The sequence below is a fragment of the Citrobacter sp. CK206 genome (assembly GCF_030333125.1).
Classification (GTDB): domain Bacteria; phylum Pseudomonadota; class Gammaproteobacteria; order Enterobacterales; family Enterobacteriaceae; genus Citrobacter_B; species Citrobacter_B koseri.
Genome location: NZ_JAOWGM010000019.1, coordinates 12,037 through 28,511, shown reverse-complemented (window position 1 = coordinate 28,511; position 16,475 = coordinate 12,037). Strand labels below are relative to the sequence as shown.

Annotated in this window: 13 protein-coding genes; 9 read left to right on the top strand and 4 right to left on the bottom strand. The window is 53.3% G+C overall.

Annotated elements, in window-relative coordinates; genetic code table 11:
* The 9 genes from tuf to rpoC form a co-directional block, all read left to right on the top strand.
* Positions 1-1,050 (top strand): elongation factor Tu (gene tuf / locus OGX81_RS00820; RefSeq protein ID WP_286470695.1); only part of this gene is annotated, 1,050 nt, incomplete at its 5' end.
* Positions 1,051-1,281: 231 nt separating this feature from the next.
* Positions 1,282-1,665, top strand: coding sequence for a preprotein translocase subunit SecE (gene secE / locus OGX81_RS00815; protein ID WP_012133816.1), 384 nt, complete (start codon positions 1,282-1,284; stop codon positions 1,663-1,665).
* Between the two features lies 1 nt (position 1,666).
* Complete coding sequence (nusG, locus tag OGX81_RS00810; protein WP_003862341.1) at positions 1,667-2,212, top strand: transcription termination/antitermination protein NusG; 546 nt, start codon at positions 1,667-1,669, stop codon at positions 2,210-2,212.
* A 157-nt stretch (positions 2,213-2,369) separates the two neighbouring features.
* Entirely contained in the window at positions 2,370-2,798 is a 429-nt protein-coding gene (gene rplK / locus OGX81_RS00805; RefSeq protein WP_012133815.1) for a 50S ribosomal protein L11, read from the top strand.
* Positions 2,799-2,801: 3 nt separating this feature from the next.
* A complete protein-coding gene (rplA, locus tag OGX81_RS00800; protein WP_012133813.1) occupies positions 2,802-3,509 on the top strand; it encodes a 50S ribosomal protein L1 in 708 nt (235 codons plus the stop codon).
* A gap of 355 nt (positions 3,510-3,864) precedes the next feature.
* Entirely contained in the window at positions 3,865-4,362 is a 498-nt protein-coding gene (rplJ, locus tag OGX81_RS00795) for a 50S ribosomal protein L10 (protein ID WP_004097644.1), read from the top strand.
* 66 nt (positions 4,363-4,428) lie between these two features.
* Complete coding sequence (rplL, locus tag OGX81_RS00790) at positions 4,429-4,794, top strand: 50S ribosomal protein L7/L12 (protein WP_012133812.1); 366 nt, start codon at positions 4,429-4,431, stop codon at positions 4,792-4,794.
* 319 nt (positions 4,795-5,113) lie between these two features.
* On the top strand, positions 5,114-9,142 hold the full coding sequence (rpoB, locus tag OGX81_RS00785) for a DNA-directed RNA polymerase subunit beta (protein ID WP_024130652.1): 4,029 nt from the start codon (positions 5,114-5,116) through the stop codon (positions 9,140-9,142).
* A 76-nt stretch (positions 9,143-9,218) separates the two neighbouring features.
* Complete coding sequence (gene rpoC / locus OGX81_RS00780; RefSeq protein WP_012133810.1) at positions 9,219-13,442, top strand: DNA-directed RNA polymerase subunit beta'; 4,224 nt, start codon at positions 9,219-9,221, stop codon at positions 13,440-13,442.
* A 198-nt stretch (positions 13,443-13,640) separates the two neighbouring features.
* On the opposite strand, the gene OGX81_RS00775 is transcribed toward rpoC, so the two are convergent.
* From OGX81_RS00775 to thiG, 4 genes are all read right to left on the bottom strand, one after another.
* Entirely contained in the window at positions 13,641-13,958 is a 318-nt protein-coding gene (locus OGX81_RS00775; RefSeq protein ID WP_104867919.1) for a PTS lactose/cellobiose transporter subunit IIA, read from the bottom strand.
* 4 nt (positions 13,959-13,962) lie between these two features.
* Positions 13,963-14,268, bottom strand: a complete 306-nt coding sequence (locus tag OGX81_RS00770; protein WP_012133808.1) for a PTS sugar transporter subunit IIB — start codon at positions 14,266-14,268, stop codon at positions 13,963-13,965.
* A 308-nt stretch (positions 14,269-14,576) separates the two neighbouring features.
* Complete coding sequence (gene thiH, locus OGX81_RS00765; protein WP_012133806.1) at positions 14,577-15,707, bottom strand: 2-iminoacetate synthase ThiH; 1,131 nt, start codon at positions 15,705-15,707, stop codon at positions 14,577-14,579.
* Positions 15,704-16,474 carry a thiazole synthase gene (gene thiG, locus OGX81_RS00760; protein WP_012133805.1) on the bottom strand — a complete coding sequence of 257 codons (771 nt, stop codon included), beginning with the start codon at positions 16,472-16,474 and terminating at the stop codon, positions 15,704-15,706. The genes thiH and thiG overlap by 4 nt, the downstream gene beginning before the upstream one ends.
* Position 16,475 lies beyond the last annotated feature (1 nt).

The following is a 16,475-nucleotide window of genomic DNA, read 5'->3' as shown; positions in this document are numbered from 1 at the left end:
GCATTCGACCAGATCGATAACGCGCCGGAAGAAAAAGCTCGTGGTATCACCATCAACACTTCTCACGTTGAATACGACACCCCGACTCGCCACTACGCGCACGTAGACTGCCCGGGCCACGCCGACTATGTTAAAAACATGATCACCGGTGCTGCGCAGATGGACGGCGCGATCCTGGTTGTTGCTGCGACTGACGGCCCGATGCCGCAGACCCGTGAGCACATCCTGCTGGGTCGTCAGGTAGGCGTTCCGTACATCATCGTGTTCCTGAACAAATGCGACATGGTTGATGACGAAGAGCTGCTGGAACTGGTTGAGATGGAAGTGCGTGAACTGCTGTCTCAGTACGATTTCCCGGGCGACGACACGCCGATCGTTCGTGGTTCTGCTCTGAAAGCGCTGGAAGGCGAAGCTGAGTGGGAAGCGAAAATCATCGAACTGGCTGGCTACCTGGATTCTTACATCCCGGAACCAGAGCGTGCGATTGACAAGCCGTTCCTGCTGCCGATCGAAGACGTATTCTCCATCTCCGGTCGTGGTACCGTTGTTACCGGTCGTGTAGAGCGCGGTATCATCAAAGTGGGCGAAGAAGTTGAAATCGTTGGTATCAAAGAGACTGCGAAGTCTACCTGTACTGGCGTTGAAATGTTCCGCAAACTGCTGGACGAAGGCCGTGCTGGTGAGAACGTAGGTGTTCTGCTGCGTGGTATCAAACGTGAAGAAATCGAACGTGGTCAGGTACTGGCTAAGCCGGGCACCATCAAGCCGCACACCAAGTTCGAATCTGAAGTGTACATTCTGTCCAAAGACGAAGGCGGCCGTCATACTCCGTTCTTCAAAGGCTACCGTCCGCAGTTCTACTTCCGTACAACTGACGTGACTGGCACCATCGAACTGCCGGAAGGCGTAGAGATGGTAATGCCGGGCGACAACATCAAAATGGTTGTTACCCTGATCCACCCGATCGCGATGGACGACGGTCTGCGTTTCGCAATCCGTGAAGGCGGCCGTACTGTTGGCGCAGGCGTGGTTGCTAAAGTTCTCGGCTAATCGCTGATAACATTTGACGCAATGCGCAATAAAAGGGCATCATTTGATGCCCTTTTTGCACGCTTTCACATCAGAACCTGGCTCATCAGTGATTTTTTTTGTCATAATCATTGCTGAGACAGGCTCTGCTGAGGGCGTTTAGTCCGAAACGCAACACAGAGCATTTCGGTTTGGATTGCCTCGCATACGCGGGGTGAAAATGTTTGTAGAATACTTCTGACAGGTTGGTTTATGAGTGCGAATACCGAAGCTCAAGGAAGCGGGCGCGGCCTGGAAGCGATGAAGTGGGTCGTTGTTGTCGCATTGCTGCTTGTGGCTATTGTGGGCAACTACCTCTATCGCGACATGATGCTGCCGCTGCGTGCGCTGGCCGTAGTAATTCTGATTGCTGCAGCGGGTGGTGTCGCGCTGTTGACGACAAAAGGTAAAGCAACCGTTGCTTTTGCCCGTGAAGCGCGTACCGAAGTCCGTAAGGTCATTTGGCCGACTCGCCAGGAAACATTGCACACCACGCTGATTGTGGCTGCGGTTACCGCAGTAATGTCACTGATCCTGTGGGGACTGGATGGTATTCTGGTTCGCCTGGTATCCTTTATCACTGGCCTGAGGTTCTGAGATGTCTGAAGCTCCTAAAAAGCGCTGGTACGTCGTTCAGGCGTTTTCCGGTTTTGAAGGCCGCGTAGCAACATCGCTACGTGAGCATATCAAATTACACAATATGGAAGAGTTGTTTGGTGAAGTCATGGTGCCGACCGAAGAAGTGGTCGAAATCCGTGGTGGCCAGCGTCGCAAAAGCGAGCGCAAATTCTTCCCGGGCTACGTCCTGGTTCAGATGGTGATGAACGACGCAAGCTGGCACCTGGTGCGCAGTGTTCCGCGTGTGATGGGCTTCATCGGCGGTACGTCTGACCGTCCGGCGCCAATCAGCGACAAAGAAGTTGATGCGATCATGAACCGTCTGCAACAGGTCGGTGATAAACCGCGTCCGAAAACGCTGTTTGAACCGGGTGAAATGGTTCGTGTTAACGACGGTCCGTTTGCTGACTTTAACGGCGTTGTTGAAGAAGTGGACTACGAGAAGTCCCGCCTGAAGGTGTCTGTTTCTATCTTTGGTCGTGCGACCCCGGTAGAACTGGACTTTGCCCAGGTTGAGAAAGCCTAAGCAGCGATCAAAAAAGCGGCGATTTAATCGTTGCACAAGGCGCGAGATTGGAATACAATTTCGCGCCTTTTGTTTTTATGGGCTTGGCCCGTAAAACGATTTTTTTATATCACGGGGAGCCTGTTTTCAGGCGTTATACCCAAACGAGGAAATTGCAATGGCTAAGAAAGTACAAGCCTACGTCAAGCTGCAAGTTGCAGCTGGTATGGCTAACCCGAGTCCGCCAGTAGGTCCGGCTCTGGGTCAGCAGGGTGTAAACATCATGGAATTCTGCAAAGCGTTCAACGCAAAAACTGATTCCATCGAAAAAGGTCTGCCGATTCCGGTTGTTATCACCGTTTACGCTGACCGTTCTTTCACCTTCATTACCAAAACGCCTCCGGCAGCAGTTCTGCTGAAGAAAGCGGCTGGTATTAAGTCTGGTTCCGGCAAGCCGAACAAAGACAAAGTAGGTAAAATTTCCCGCGCTCAGCTGCAGGAAATCGCGCAGACCAAAGCTGCCGACATGACTGGTGCCGACATTGAAGCGATGACTCGCTCCATCGAAGGTACTGCACGTTCCATGGGCCTGGTAGTGGAGGACTAAGAAATGGCTAAACTGACCAAGCGCATGCGTGTGATCCGTGAGAAAGTTGATGCGACCAAACAGTACGACATCAACGAAGCTATCTCTCTGCTGAAAGAACTGGCCACTGCTAAGTTCGTAGAAAGCGTAGACGTTGCCGTTAACCTCGGCATCGACGCGCGTAAATCTGACCAGAACGTACGTGGTGCAACTGTACTGCCGCACGGTACTGGCCGTTCTGTTCGCGTAGCCGTATTTACCCAGGGTGCAAACGCTGAAGCTGCTAAAGCTGCTGGCGCTGAACTGGTAGGTATGGAAGATCTGGCTGAACAGATCAAGAAAGGCGAAATGAACTTTGACGTTGTTATTGCTTCCCCGGATGCAATGCGCGTTGTTGGCCAGCTGGGCCAGGTTCTGGGTCCGCGTGGCCTGATGCCGAACCCGAAAGTGGGTACTGTAACGCCTAACGTTGCTGAAGCGGTTAAGAACGCTAAAGCTGGTCAGGTTCGTTACCGTAACGACAAAAACGGCATCATCCACACCACCATCGGTAAAGTGGATTTTGACGCTGACAAACTGAAAGAAAACCTGGAAGCTCTGCTGGTTGCGCTGAAAAAAGCAAAACCGACTCAGGCAAAAGGCGTGTACATCAAGAAAGTTAGCATCTCCACCACCATGGGTGCTGGCGTTGCCGTTGATCAGTCCGGTCTGACTGCGACTGTGGCGAACTAATATTCGCCTTTACGTGGGCGGTGATTTTGTCTACAATCTTACCCCCACGTTTCTGTTGAAATAAACAGAACTCTATGCGAGTCATTTGAATTGTAGCAGCTAACGCGGCTACGGTTCAAAGGGCGAAGTCATAGACAAGATTTGTTCGTTGGAGCCTGGCCTATCCAGGCCTCCGTCGAAGACCGCAGGTGTTTCGTAAGAAACTTAATGCCCTGCGTAGACGGTGACAGAACGCTAAGATTATTTTTTATACTCTGGCTTGTTTCTGCTCACCGTATTAAGACGCTCTCCTCGTTGAGGAGAGTGAAGTGAGTTCCAGAGCATGAGCTCTGGCAAACATCCAGGAGCAAAGCTAATGGCTTTAAATCTTCAAGACAAACAAGCGATTGTTGCTGAAGTCAGCGAAGTAGCCAAAGGCGCGCTGTCTGCAGTAGTTGCGGATTCCCGTGGCGTAACTGTAGATAAAATGACTGAACTGCGTAAAGCAGGTCGTGAAGCTGGCGTTTACATGCGTGTTGTTCGTAACACCCTGCTGCGCCGCGTCGTTGAAGGTACTCCGTTCGAGTGCCTGAAAGACACGTTTGTTGGTCCGACCCTGATTGCATACTCTATGGAACACCCGGGCGCTGCTGCTCGTCTGTTCAAAGAGTTCGCGAAAGCGAATGCAAAATTTGAGGTCAAAGCCGCTGCCTTTGAAGGTGAGCTGATCCCGGCGTCTCAGATCGACCGCCTGGCAACTCTGCCGACCTACGAAGAAGCAATTGCACGCCTGATGGCAACCATGAAAGAAGCTTCGGCTGGCAAACTGGTTCGTACTCTGGCTGCTGTACGCGATGCGAAAGAAGCTGCTTAATCGCAGTTATCTTTATAACGCATCCGCTTACGTATAAACTTATTCTGATATTCAGGAACAATTTAAATGTCTATCACTAAAGATCAAATCATTGAAGCAGTATCCGCTATGTCCGTAATGGACGTTGTAGAACTGATCTCTGCAATGGAAGAAAAATTCGGTGTTTCCGCTGCTGCTGCTGTAGCTGTAGCTGCTGGCCCGGTTGAAGCTGCTGAAGAAAAAACTGAATTCGACGTAATTCTGAAAGCTGCTGGCGCTAACAAAGTTGCTGTTATCAAAGCAGTACGTGGCGCGACTGGCCTGGGTCTGAAAGAAGCTAAAGACCTGGTAGAATCTGCTCCGGCCGCTCTGAAAGAAGGCGTGAGCAAAGATGACGCTGAAGCTCTGAAAAAATCTCTGGAAGAAGCTGGCGCTGAAGTTGAAGTTAAATAAGCCAACCCTTCCGGTTGCAGCCTAAGAAATTAGGCTGATGGCTGGTGACTTTTTAGTCACCAGCCTTTTTGCGCTGTAAGGCGCCAGTAGCGTTTCACACTGTTTGACTACTGGTTGTCCTGACAATGCTTGTTTCTATCGACGACTTAATATACTGCGACAGAACGCCCGTTCTGTGTAAATCGCAATGAAATGGTTTAAGCGTGATAGCAACAGGCATTGCGGAAAGTATTCCATTTTCCGGTCAACAAAATAGTGTTGCACAAACTGTCCCTCCGCAGGACAGATGGGTCGACTTGTCAGCGAGCTGAGGAACCCTATGGTTTACTCCTATACCGAGAAAAAACGTATTCGTAAGGATTTTGGTAAACGTCCACAAGTTCTGGATGTACCTTATCTCCTTTCTATCCAGCTTGACTCGTTTCAGAAGTTTATCGAGCAAGATCCTGAAGGGCAGTACGGTCTGGAAGCTGCATTCCGTTCCGTGTTCCCGATTCAGAGCTACAGCGGTAATTCCGAGCTGCAATACGTCAGCTACCGCCTTGGCGAACCGGTGTTTGACGTTCAGGAATGTCAGATCCGTGGCGTGACCTATTCCGCACCGCTGCGCGTAAAACTGCGTCTGGTGATCTACGAGCGCGAAGCGCCGGAAGGCACCGTAAAAGACATTAAAGAACAAGAAGTCTACATGGGCGAAATTCCGCTCATGACCGACAACGGTACTTTCGTTATCAACGGTACTGAGCGTGTTATCGTTTCCCAGCTGCATCGTAGCCCGGGTGTCTTCTTCGACAGCGATAAAGGTAAAACTCACTCTTCCGGTAAAGTACTGTATAACGCACGCATCATTCCTTACCGTGGTTCATGGCTGGACTTCGAGTTCGATCCGAAAGACAACCTGTTTGTCCGTATCGACCGTCGTCGTAAACTGCCTGCGACCATCATTCTGCGTGCACTGCAATACACCACTGAACAGATCCTGGACCTGTTCTTTGAGAAAGTGATCTTCGAGATCCGCGACAACAAGTTGCAGATGGAACTGGTGCCGGAACGCCTGCGTGGTGAAACCGCCTCCTTTGACATCGAAGCCAACGGCAAAGTGTACGTCGAAAAAGGTCGTCGCATTACTGCGCGCCACATTCGCCAGCTGGAAAAAGACGATATCAAACATATCGAAGTTCCGGTTGAGTACATCGCGGGTAAAGTGGCGTCTAAAGACTACGTTGACGAATCAACTGGCGAGCTGATCTGCGCAGCGAACATGGAGCTGAGCCTGGATCTGCTGGCGAAGCTGAGCCAGTCTGGCCACAAGCGTATCGAAACGCTGTTCACCAACGATCTGGATCACGGCCCGTACATTTCTGAAACGGTACGCATCGACCCGACCAACGATCGTCTGAGCGCGCTGGTAGAAATCTACCGCATGATGCGCCCGGGTGAGCCGCCGACTCGTGAAGCGGCTGAAAGCCTGTTTGAGAACCTGTTCTTCTCCGAAGACCGCTATGACCTGTCTGCGGTTGGTCGTATGAAGTTCAACCGTTCTCTGCTGCGCGACGAAATTGAAGGTTCCGGTATCCTGAGCAAAGACGACATCATTGACGTGATGAAGAAGCTCATTGATATCCGTAACGGTAAAGGCGAAGTCGATGATATCGACCACCTCGGCAACCGTCGTATCCGTTCCGTAGGCGAAATGGCGGAAAACCAATTCCGCGTTGGCCTGGTGCGTGTTGAGCGTGCGGTGAAAGAGCGTCTGTCTCTGGGCGATCTGGATACCCTGATGCCTCAGGACATGATCAACGCCAAACCGATTTCTGCGGCAGTGAAAGAGTTCTTCGGCTCCAGCCAGCTGTCTCAGTTTATGGACCAGAACAACCCGCTGTCTGAGATTACGCACAAACGTCGTATCTCCGCACTCGGCCCAGGCGGTCTGACCCGTGAACGCGCAGGCTTCGAAGTTCGAGACGTACACCCGACCCACTACGGTCGCGTATGTCCTATCGAAACGCCTGAAGGTCCGAACATCGGTCTGATCAACTCCCTGTCCGTGTACGCACAGACTAACGAATACGGTTTCCTTGAGACTCCGTATCGTAAAGTCACCGACGGCGTGGTGACTGACGAAATTCATTACCTGTCTGCTATCGAAGAAGGTAACTACGTTATCGCTCAGGCGAACTCCAACCTGGATGACGAAGGCCACTTTGTAGAAGATCTGGTTACCTGCCGTAGCAAAGGCGAATCCAGCTTGTTCAGCCGCGACCAGGTCGACTACATGGACGTTTCCACTCAGCAGGTGGTTTCCGTCGGTGCGTCCCTGATCCCGTTCCTGGAACACGATGACGCCAACCGTGCATTGATGGGTGCGAACATGCAACGTCAGGCGGTTCCGACTCTGCGCGCTGATAAGCCGCTGGTTGGTACCGGTATGGAACGTGCTGTTGCCGTTGACTCCGGTGTAACTGCGGTTGCTAAACGTGGCGGTACTGTTCAGTACGTGGATGCGTCCCGTATCGTTATCAAAGTTAACGAAGACGAGATGTACCCGGGCGAAGCAGGCATCGACATCTACAACCTGACCAAATACACCCGCTCTAACCAGAACACCTGTATCAACCAGATGCCGTGTGTTTCTCTGGGTGAGCCGGTTGAGCGCGGCGACGTGCTGGCTGACGGTCCGTCCACCGATCTCGGTGAACTGGCGCTGGGCCAGAACATGCGCGTAGCGTTCATGCCGTGGAACGGCTACAACTTCGAAGACTCCATCCTCGTTTCCGAGCGTGTTGTCCAGGAAGACCGTTTCACCACCATCCACATTCAGGAGCTGGCCTGTGTGTCCCGTGACACCAAGCTGGGGCCGGAAGAGATCACCGCTGATATCCCGAACGTGGGTGAAGCTGCGCTCTCTAAACTGGATGAATCCGGTATCGTTTACATCGGTGCGGAAGTGACCGGCGGCGACATTCTGGTTGGTAAGGTAACGCCGAAAGGTGAAACCCAGCTGACGCCAGAAGAGAAACTGCTGCGTGCGATCTTCGGTGAGAAAGCGTCTGACGTTAAAGACTCTTCTCTGCGCGTACCAAACGGTGTTTCCGGTACGGTTATCGACGTTCAGGTCTTTACTCGCGATGGCGTAGAAAAAGACAAACGTGCGCTGGAAATCGAAGAGATGCAGCTGAAGCAGGCGAAGAAAGACCTGTCTGAAGAATTGCAGATCCTCGAAGCTGGCCTGTTTAGCCGTATCCACGCTGTGCTGGTTTCCGGTGGCGTTGAAGCTGAGAAGCTCGACAAACTGCCGCGCGATCGCTGGCTGGAACTGGGCCTGACCGACGAAGAGAAACAAAATCAGCTGGAGCAACTGGCTGAGCAGTACGACGAACTGAAACACGAGTTCGAGAAAAAGCTCGAAGCGAAACGCCGCAAAATCACTCAGGGCGACGATCTGGCACCGGGCGTGCTGAAGATTGTTAAGGTATATCTGGCGGTTAAACGCCGTATCCAGCCTGGTGACAAGATGGCAGGTCGTCACGGTAACAAGGGTGTAATTTCTAAGATCAACCCGATCGAAGATATGCCTTACGATGAAAACGGCACGCCGGTAGACATCGTACTGAACCCGCTGGGCGTACCGTCTCGTATGAACATCGGTCAGATTCTGGAAACCCACCTGGGTATGGCTGCGAAAGGTATCGGCGATAAGATCAACGCCATGCTGAAACAGCAGCAGGAAGTCGCGAAACTGCGCGAATTCATCCAGCGTGCGTACGATCTGGGCGCTGACGTTCGTCAGAAAGTTGACCTGAATACCTTCAGCGATGAAGAAGTTCTGCGTCTGGCTGAAAACCTGCGCAAAGGTATGCCGATCGCAACGCCGGTGTTCGACGGTGCGAAAGAAGCGGAAATTAAAGAGCTGCTGAAACTGGGTGACCTGCCGACTTCCGGCCAGATCACGCTGTTTGACGGCCGTACCGGTGAACAGTTCGAACGTTCGGTAACCGTAGGTTACATGTACATGCTGAAACTGAACCACCTGGTCGACGACAAAATGCACGCTCGTTCCACCGGTTCCTACAGCCTGGTTACTCAGCAGCCGCTGGGTGGTAAGGCGCAGTTCGGTGGTCAGCGCTTCGGGGAGATGGAAGTGTGGGCGCTGGAAGCATACGGCGCAGCATACACCTTGCAGGAAATGCTCACCGTTAAGTCTGATGACGTGAATGGCCGTACTAAGATGTATAAGAACATCGTGGACGGCAACCATCAGATGGAACCGGGCATGCCAGAATCCTTCAACGTATTGTTGAAAGAGATTCGTTCGCTGGGTATCAACATCGAACTGGAAGACGAGTAATTCTCGCTCAAACAGGTCACTGCTGCTGGGGTAATACCCGGCAGCGGAATGTGCTAACTCCGACGGGAGCAAATCCGTGAAAGACTTATTAAAGTTTCTGAAAGCGCAAACTAAAACCGAAGAGTTTGATGCGATCAAAATTGCTCTGGCTTCGCCAGACATGATCCGTTCATGGTCTTTCGGTGAAGTTAAAAAGCCGGAAACCATCAACTACCGTACGTTCAAGCCTGAGCGTGACGGCCTTTTCTGCGCCCGTATCTTCGGGCCGGTAAAAGATTACGAGTGCCTGTGCGGTAAGTACAAGCGCCTGAAACACCGTGGTGTGATCTGTGAGAAGTGCGGCGTTGAAGTGACCCAGACTAAAGTACGCCGTGAGCGTATGGGCCACATCGAGCTGGCGTCCCCGACTGCTCACATCTGGTTCCTGAAATCTCTGCCGTCTCGTATCGGCCTGCTGCTCGATATGCCGCTGCGCGATATCGAACGCGTGCTGTACTTCGAATCCTATGTGGTTATCGAAGGCGGTATGACTAATCTGGAACGCCAGCAGATCCTGACTGAAGAACAGTATCTGGACGCGCTGGAAGAGTTCGGTGACGAATTCGACGCGAAGATGGGTGCGGAAGCTATTCAGGCCTTGCTGAAGAGCATGGATCTGGAGCAAGAGTGTGAAACTCTGCGCGAAGAGCTGAACGAAACCAACTCCGAAACCAAGCGTAAAAAGCTGACCAAGCGTATCAAACTGCTGGAAGCGTTCGTTCAGTCTGGTAACAAACCAGAGTGGATGATCCTGACCGTTCTGCCGGTTCTGCCGCCAGATCTGCGTCCGCTGGTTCCGCTGGATGGTGGTCGTTTCGCAACGTCGGATCTGAACGATCTGTATCGTCGCGTGATCAACCGTAACAACCGTCTGAAACGTCTGCTGGATCTGGCTGCGCCGGACATCATCGTACGTAACGAAAAACGTATGTTGCAGGAAGCGGTTGACGCCCTGCTGGATAACGGTCGTCGCGGTCGTGCGATCACCGGTTCTAACAAACGTCCTCTGAAATCTTTGGCCGACATGATCAAAGGTAAACAGGGTCGTTTCCGTCAGAACCTGCTCGGTAAGCGTGTTGACTACTCCGGTCGTTCTGTCATTACCGTAGGTCCATACCTGCGTCTGCATCAGTGCGGTCTGCCGAAGAAAATGGCGCTGGAGCTGTTCAAACCGTTCATCTACGGCAAGCTGGAACTGCGTGGTCTCGCCACCACCATCAAAGCCGCGAAGAAAATGGTTGAGCGTGAAGAAGCTGTCGTTTGGGATATCCTGGACGAAGTTATCCGCGAACACCCGGTACTGCTGAACCGTGCGCCAACACTGCACCGTTTGGGTATCCAGGCATTTGAACCGGTACTGATCGAAGGTAAAGCTATCCAGCTGCACCCGCTGGTTTGTGCGGCATATAACGCCGACTTCGATGGTGACCAGATGGCTGTTCACGTACCGCTGACGCTGGAAGCCCAGCTGGAAGCGCGTGCGCTGATGATGTCTACCAACAACATCCTGTCCCCGGCGAACGGCGAACCTATCATCGTTCCGTCTCAGGACGTTGTATTGGGTCTGTACTACATGACCCGTGACTGTGTTAACGCCAAAGGCGAAGGCATGGTGCTGACTGGCCCGAAAGAAGCTGAGCGTATTTATCGCGCTGGCCTGGCCTCTCTGCATGCGCGCGTTAAAGTGCGTATCACCGAATACGAAAAAGATGCTAACGGCGAATTCGTAGCGAAAACCAGCCTGAAAGACACGACTATCGGCCGTGCCATTCTGTGGATGATCGTACCGAAAGGTCTGCCTTTCTCCATCGTCAACCAGGCGCTGGGTAAGAAAGCCATCTCTAAAATGCTGAACACCTGCTACCGTATTCTGGGCCTGAAACCGACCGTTATTTTTGCGGACCAGACGATGTACACCGGCTTTGCTTATGCAGCGCGTTCAGGTGCATCCGTTGGTATCGACGATATGGTTATCCCGGAGAAGAAACACGAGATCATCTCCGAAGCGGAAGCCGAAGTTGCTGAGATCCAGGAACAGTTCCAGTCTGGTCTGGTAACAGCGGGCGAACGCTATAACAAAGTTATCGATATCTGGGCTGCGGCGAACGATCGTGTATCCAAGGCGATGATGGATAACCTACAGACTGAAACCGTGATTAACCGTGACGGTCAGGAAGAGCAGCAGGTTTCCTTCAACAGCATCTACATGATGGCCGACTCCGGTGCGCGTGGTTCTGCGGCACAGATTCGTCAGCTTGCTGGTATGCGTGGTCTGATGGCGAAGCCGGATGGCTCCATCATTGAAACGCCAATCACCGCGAACTTCCGTGAAGGTCTGAACGTACTCCAGTACTTCATCTCCACTCACGGTGCGCGTAAAGGTCTGGCGGATACCGCACTGAAAACAGCGAACTCCGGTTACCTGACTCGTCGTCTGGTTGACGTTGCGCAGGATCTGGTGGTAACTGAAGACGACTGCGGTACTCACGAAGGTATCCTGATGACTCCGGTTATCGAGGGTGGCGACGTTAAAGAGCCGTTGCGCGATCGCGTACTGGGTCGTGTGACTGCTGAAGACGTACTGAAGCCGGGCACCGCAGATATTCTGGTTCCGCGCAACACGCTGCTGCACGAACAGTGGTGTGACCTGCTGGAAGAGAACTCTGTTGACGCCGTTAAAGTGCGTTCCGTTGTATCCTGTGACACCGACTTTGGTGTATGTGCGCACTGCTACGGTCGTGACCTGGCGCGTGGCCACATCATCAACAAAGGTGAAGCTATCGGCGTTATCGCGGCACAGTCCATCGGTGAGCCGGGTACACAGCTGACGATGCGTACGTTCCACATCGGTGGTGCGGCATCTCGTGCGGCTGCTGAATCCAGCATCCAGGTGAAAAACAAAGGTAGCATCCGTCTGAGCAATGCGAAGTCGGTTGTGAACTCCAGCGGTAAACTGGTTATCACCTCCCGTAACACCGAGCTGAAACTGATCGACGAATTCGGTCGTACCAAAGAGAGCTATAAAGTGCCTTACGGCTCTGTTATGGCGAAAGGTGATGGCGAGCAGGTTGCCGGCGGCGAAACCGTTGCAAACTGGGACCCGCACACCATGCCGGTTATCACCGAAGTAAGTGGTTTCGTCCGCTTTACTGACATGATCGACGGCCAGACCATTACTCGTCAGACTGACGAGCTGACCGGTCTGTCTTCTCTGGTGGTCCTGGATTCCGCAGAGCGTACTACGGGTGGTAAAGACCTGCGTCCGGCGCTGAAAATCGTTGATGCTCAGGGTAACGACGTTCTGATTCCTGGCACCGATATGCCTGCGCAGTACTTCCTGCCGGGTAAAGCGATTGTTCAGCTGGAAGATGGCGTACAGATCAGCTCTGGTGACACCCTGGCGCGTGTTCCGCAGGAATCCGGCGGTACCAAGGATATTACCGGTGGTCTGCCGCGCGTTGCTGACCTGTTCGAAGCGCGTCGTCCGAAAGAGCCGGCAATCCTGGCTGAAATCAGCGGCATCATTTCCTTCGGTAAAGAAACCAAAGGTAAACGTCGTCTGGTTATCACCCCGGTAGACGGTAGCGAGCCGTACGAAGAGATGATTCCGAAATGGCGTCAGCTCAACGTGTTCGAAGGTGAACGTGTAGAACGTGGTGACGTGGTTTCCGATGGCCCGGAAGCGCCGCACGACATTCTGCGTCTGCGTGGTGTTCATGCTGTTACTCGTTACATCGTTAACGAAGTACAGGACGTATACCGTCTGCAGGGCGTTAAGATTAACGATAAACACATCGAAGTTATCGTTCGTCAGATGCTGCGTAAAGCCACCATCGAAAACGCAGGTAGCTCCGACTTCCTGGAAGGCGAGCAGGTTGAATACTCCCGCGTCAAGATCGCTAACCGCGACCTGGAAGCGAACGGCAAAGTGGGTGCAACGTTCTCCCGCGATCTGCTGGGTATCACCAAAGCGTCTCTGGCAACCGAGTCCTTCATCTCTGCGGCATCGTTCCAGGAGACCACGCGTGTCCTGACCGAAGCAGCCGTTGCGGGTAAACGCGACGAACTGCGTGGCCTGAAAGAGAACGTTATCGTGGGTCGTCTGATCCCGGCAGGTACCGGTTATGCGTACCACCAGGATCGTATGCGCCGCCGTGCTGCGGGTGAACTCCCGGCTGCACCGCAGGTGACTGCTGAAGATGCGTCTGCCAGCCTGGCAGAACTGCTGAACGCAGGCCTGGGTGGTTCTGATAACGATTAATCGTTGCTGACCATAATAAAAAACCCGCTTCGGCGGGTTTTTTTATGCCTGATGGCGCTTTGCTTATCAGGCCTACGGATATGGGGTGGACTTGTAGGCCGCCTGATAGCGCTTTGCTTATCAGGCCTACGGATACGGGGTGAACTTGTAGGCCGGATAAGGCGTAGCCGCCATCCGGCAACGGGTCTGCGGTACGCTTTAATTCACCAGCGGCAACCGACGATAAAGCTCAATCATATCCCCCGCCAAATCCTGAATAACCATCGCGTTCATCAGATGATCCTGGGAATGAACGGTGATCAGATTAACAGGCAGTTTTCCGGTTCCTTCATCAATCCCAATCAGCTTTGTCTGGATGCCGTGTGCCAGTTTGACAAACTCGTGCGACTCTTCCATCGCTTTCTCGGCGCCAGCAAAATCGCCTTTTCGCGCCAGTTGCAACGCGGTCAGTGCCGAACTACGGGCTGCGCCTGCGTTGACCAGCAGCTCCATGATGATCGTCTCTAACTCTTCCATGCTATTACTCCATGAGCTTGAGGGCTTTTTCCAGCACGGCATCGCCTTTCATCATGCCGTAATCCATCATGTCGATAACCGCGACCTTTTTACCTAAGGGGTCGGCAAGCGCCTGCAATTTCGCCTGTTCATACTTGACCTGAGGGCCAAGCAAAACAATATCCGCAGTGGCGATGTTTTCTTTAAATTCAGCCACCGGAACAGCTTTGATACTGACTTCAACCCCTTTCTTCTGAGCGGCGTCTTTCATCCGTTGCACCAGCATGCTGGTGGACATCCCGGCGGCACAGCATAAAACGATATTCTTCATAATCGGCTCTCACGGTTCCCTTGGTTCTTCATCTTTAGCCTGTGGCCGGGGGGAGAACAACCGTCTTAAAGTGAATGTGTGTAAAGCATCACACAAAAAATGAAACCGGTTGCAGTAATCCGATGGGGTCTGCAAAGACCGTCTGACCAGATGTGAAGGCAGGGCGAAATGAGGAAGGAATTTTTCGCCCTGGTCAGCGTCCGCTGCCGACCATGACAACATAAAAAAACGGGAGCCTGACGACAATCTCCCGTTTTTTGTATTACGCACCGGTGCGCAAAAAAATTACGCCGTATCACATTCGTGCATTATGTTTGCGAAGCACGCCCCAGATAACTATCCCAGTCTTTCCAGACGGGCTGTAACCCCTGTGCGGTCAGTGCATTAGCAACGGCTTCCGGTCGGCGATCGTCATGAGGAGAAAATTGCTCCAGCTCGGGATGATTATCGGCATAGCCGCCTGGCTGCGTTTTTGAAAATGCGCTGACGTTATTAATCGCCAAAGGAATAACGTGATCGCGAAACCACGGCGATTCGCGCGTTGAGAGCGACAGCTCAATCTCCGGCGCCAGCAGACGAAATGCGCAAATGGTTTGCACCAACTGGCGCTCATCCATGATGGAGGCGGGTTCGACGCCGCCAGTACACGGTCGCAGGCGAGGGAAGGAGATAGAGTAGCGGCTCTGCCAGTAATGCTTCTGCATCCAGAGCAGATGCTCGGCTACCATGTAGCAGTCCACACGCCAGCTATCAGACAGCCCAATCAACGCGCCGAGACCAATTTTGTCGATACCTGCCCGACCCAGCCTGTCCGGGGTTTCCAGCCGCCAGAAGAAATCCTGCTTTTTCCCTTTCAGATGGTGTTGTGCGTAAATCGCCTCATGGTAGGTCTCCTGGTAGACCATCACGCCGTCAAGCCCCAGCGTTTTTAACTCGCTATACTCTTCTTCCGCCAGCGGCTGCACTTCCATCTGGAGTGAAGAAAACTGGCGGCGGATAGCGGGCAAATGACGACGAAAATAGTCCATGCCGACTTTGGCCTGGTGCTCGCCAGTGACCAGCAGGAGATGCTCAAAACCCAGCTCGCGAATCGCCTCGCATTCACGGCCTATTTCTGTTTCATCCAGCGTCTTGCGCTTAATGCGGTTACTCATTGAAAAGCCGCAGTAAGTGCAGTCGTTGGCGCACAGATTAGAGAGATACAGCGGCACATAAAAGCTGACGGTATTGCCAAAGCGCTGACGGGTAAGGCGCTGCGCACGTTGGGCCAACGGCTCCAGATAGTCGCTGGCGGCGGGTGAAAGCAGCGCCATCATGTCGTCGCGGCTAAGTTGCGTGGCGTTAAGCGCCCGTTCCACATCGGCGGCGGTTTTGCTGTTGATGCGCAGGCGAATATCGTCCCAGTCCAGCTGTTGCCAGCGGTCGGTGAACGTTTTCATGCCGAAGCCTCCAGAAATCCGGTGAGCGGGCTGGTAGCCTGAGCGTAGCTGCTGCGTGTTCCGGGTACGGCCCGACGCGCCATAACTCCGGCTTCAACCGCCAGGCGAAAGGCCTGCGCCATCATCACCGGATCATCCGCTACCGCAATCGCCGTATTCACCAGTACCGCGTCGGCGCCCATTTCCAGCGCCTGTGTGGCGTGGCTGGGAACGCCAATACCGGCATCGACCACCACCGGAACGGTGGCCTGTTGGATGATGATCTCCAGCATCGCGCGCGTCTCCAGCCCCTGATTTGAACCAATGGGCGCACCGAGCGGCATGACGGCGGCGCAGCCAACCTCCTCAAGACGTTTGCACAACACCGGGTCGGCGCCGCAGTAGGGCAGCACGACGAACCCCTGTTTTACCAGCGCTTCTGCGGCTTTCAGCGTTTCGACAGGGTCCGGCAGCAGCCAGCGCGCGTCGGGGTGAATCTCCAGTTTCAGCCAGTGTGTGCCCAGGGCTTCCCGCGCCAGTTGCGCGGCGAAGATGGCTTCTTCCGCTGTTTTCGCACCGGAAGTATTGGGAAGCAGCGTTACCCCGGCATCAATAAGCGGCGCCAGAATCGCGTCATTGTGCTGGCGTAAATCCACGCGTTTCATCGCCAGCGTGACCAGCTGGCTGCCGGAAGCGCGAATCGCCTCGACCATCAGCTGTGAAGAGGCAAATTTCCCCGTGCCGGTGAACAGATGTGAATCAAACGTTTTATCTGCAATACGTAACATA

Coding starts and splice junctions, on each gene's coding strand:
- secE (WP_012133816.1), top strand. CDS start 1,282: ATGAGTGCGAATACCGAAGCTCAAGGAAGCGGGCGCGGCCTGGAAGCG.
- nusG (WP_003862341.1), top strand. CDS start 1,667: ATGTCTGAAGCTCCTAAAAAGCGCTGGTACGTCGTTCAGGCGTTTTCC.
- rplK (WP_012133815.1), top strand. CDS start 2,370: ATGGCTAAGAAAGTACAAGCCTACGTCAAGCTGCAAGTTGCAGCTGGT.
- rplA (WP_012133813.1), top strand. CDS start 2,802: ATGGCTAAACTGACCAAGCGCATGCGTGTGATCCGTGAGAAAGTTGAT.
- rplJ (WP_004097644.1), top strand. CDS start 3,865: ATGGCTTTAAATCTTCAAGACAAACAAGCGATTGTTGCTGAAGTCAGC.
- rplL (WP_012133812.1), top strand. CDS start 4,429: ATGTCTATCACTAAAGATCAAATCATTGAAGCAGTATCCGCTATGTCC.
- rpoB (WP_024130652.1), top strand. CDS start 5,114: ATGGTTTACTCCTATACCGAGAAAAAACGTATTCGTAAGGATTTTGGT.
- OGX81_RS00775 (WP_104867919.1), bottom strand. CDS start 13,958: ATGGAAGAGTTAGAGACGATCATCATGGAGCTGCTGGTCAACGCAGGC.
- OGX81_RS00770 (WP_012133808.1), bottom strand. CDS start 14,268: ATGAAGAATATCGTTTTATGCTGTGCCGCCGGGATGTCCACCAGCATG.
- thiH (WP_012133806.1), bottom strand. CDS start 15,707: ATGAAAACGTTCACCGACCGCTGGCAACAGCTGGACTGGGACGATATT.
- thiG (WP_012133805.1), bottom strand. CDS start 16,474: ATGTTACGTATTGCAGATAAAACGTTTGATTCACATCTGTTCACCGGC.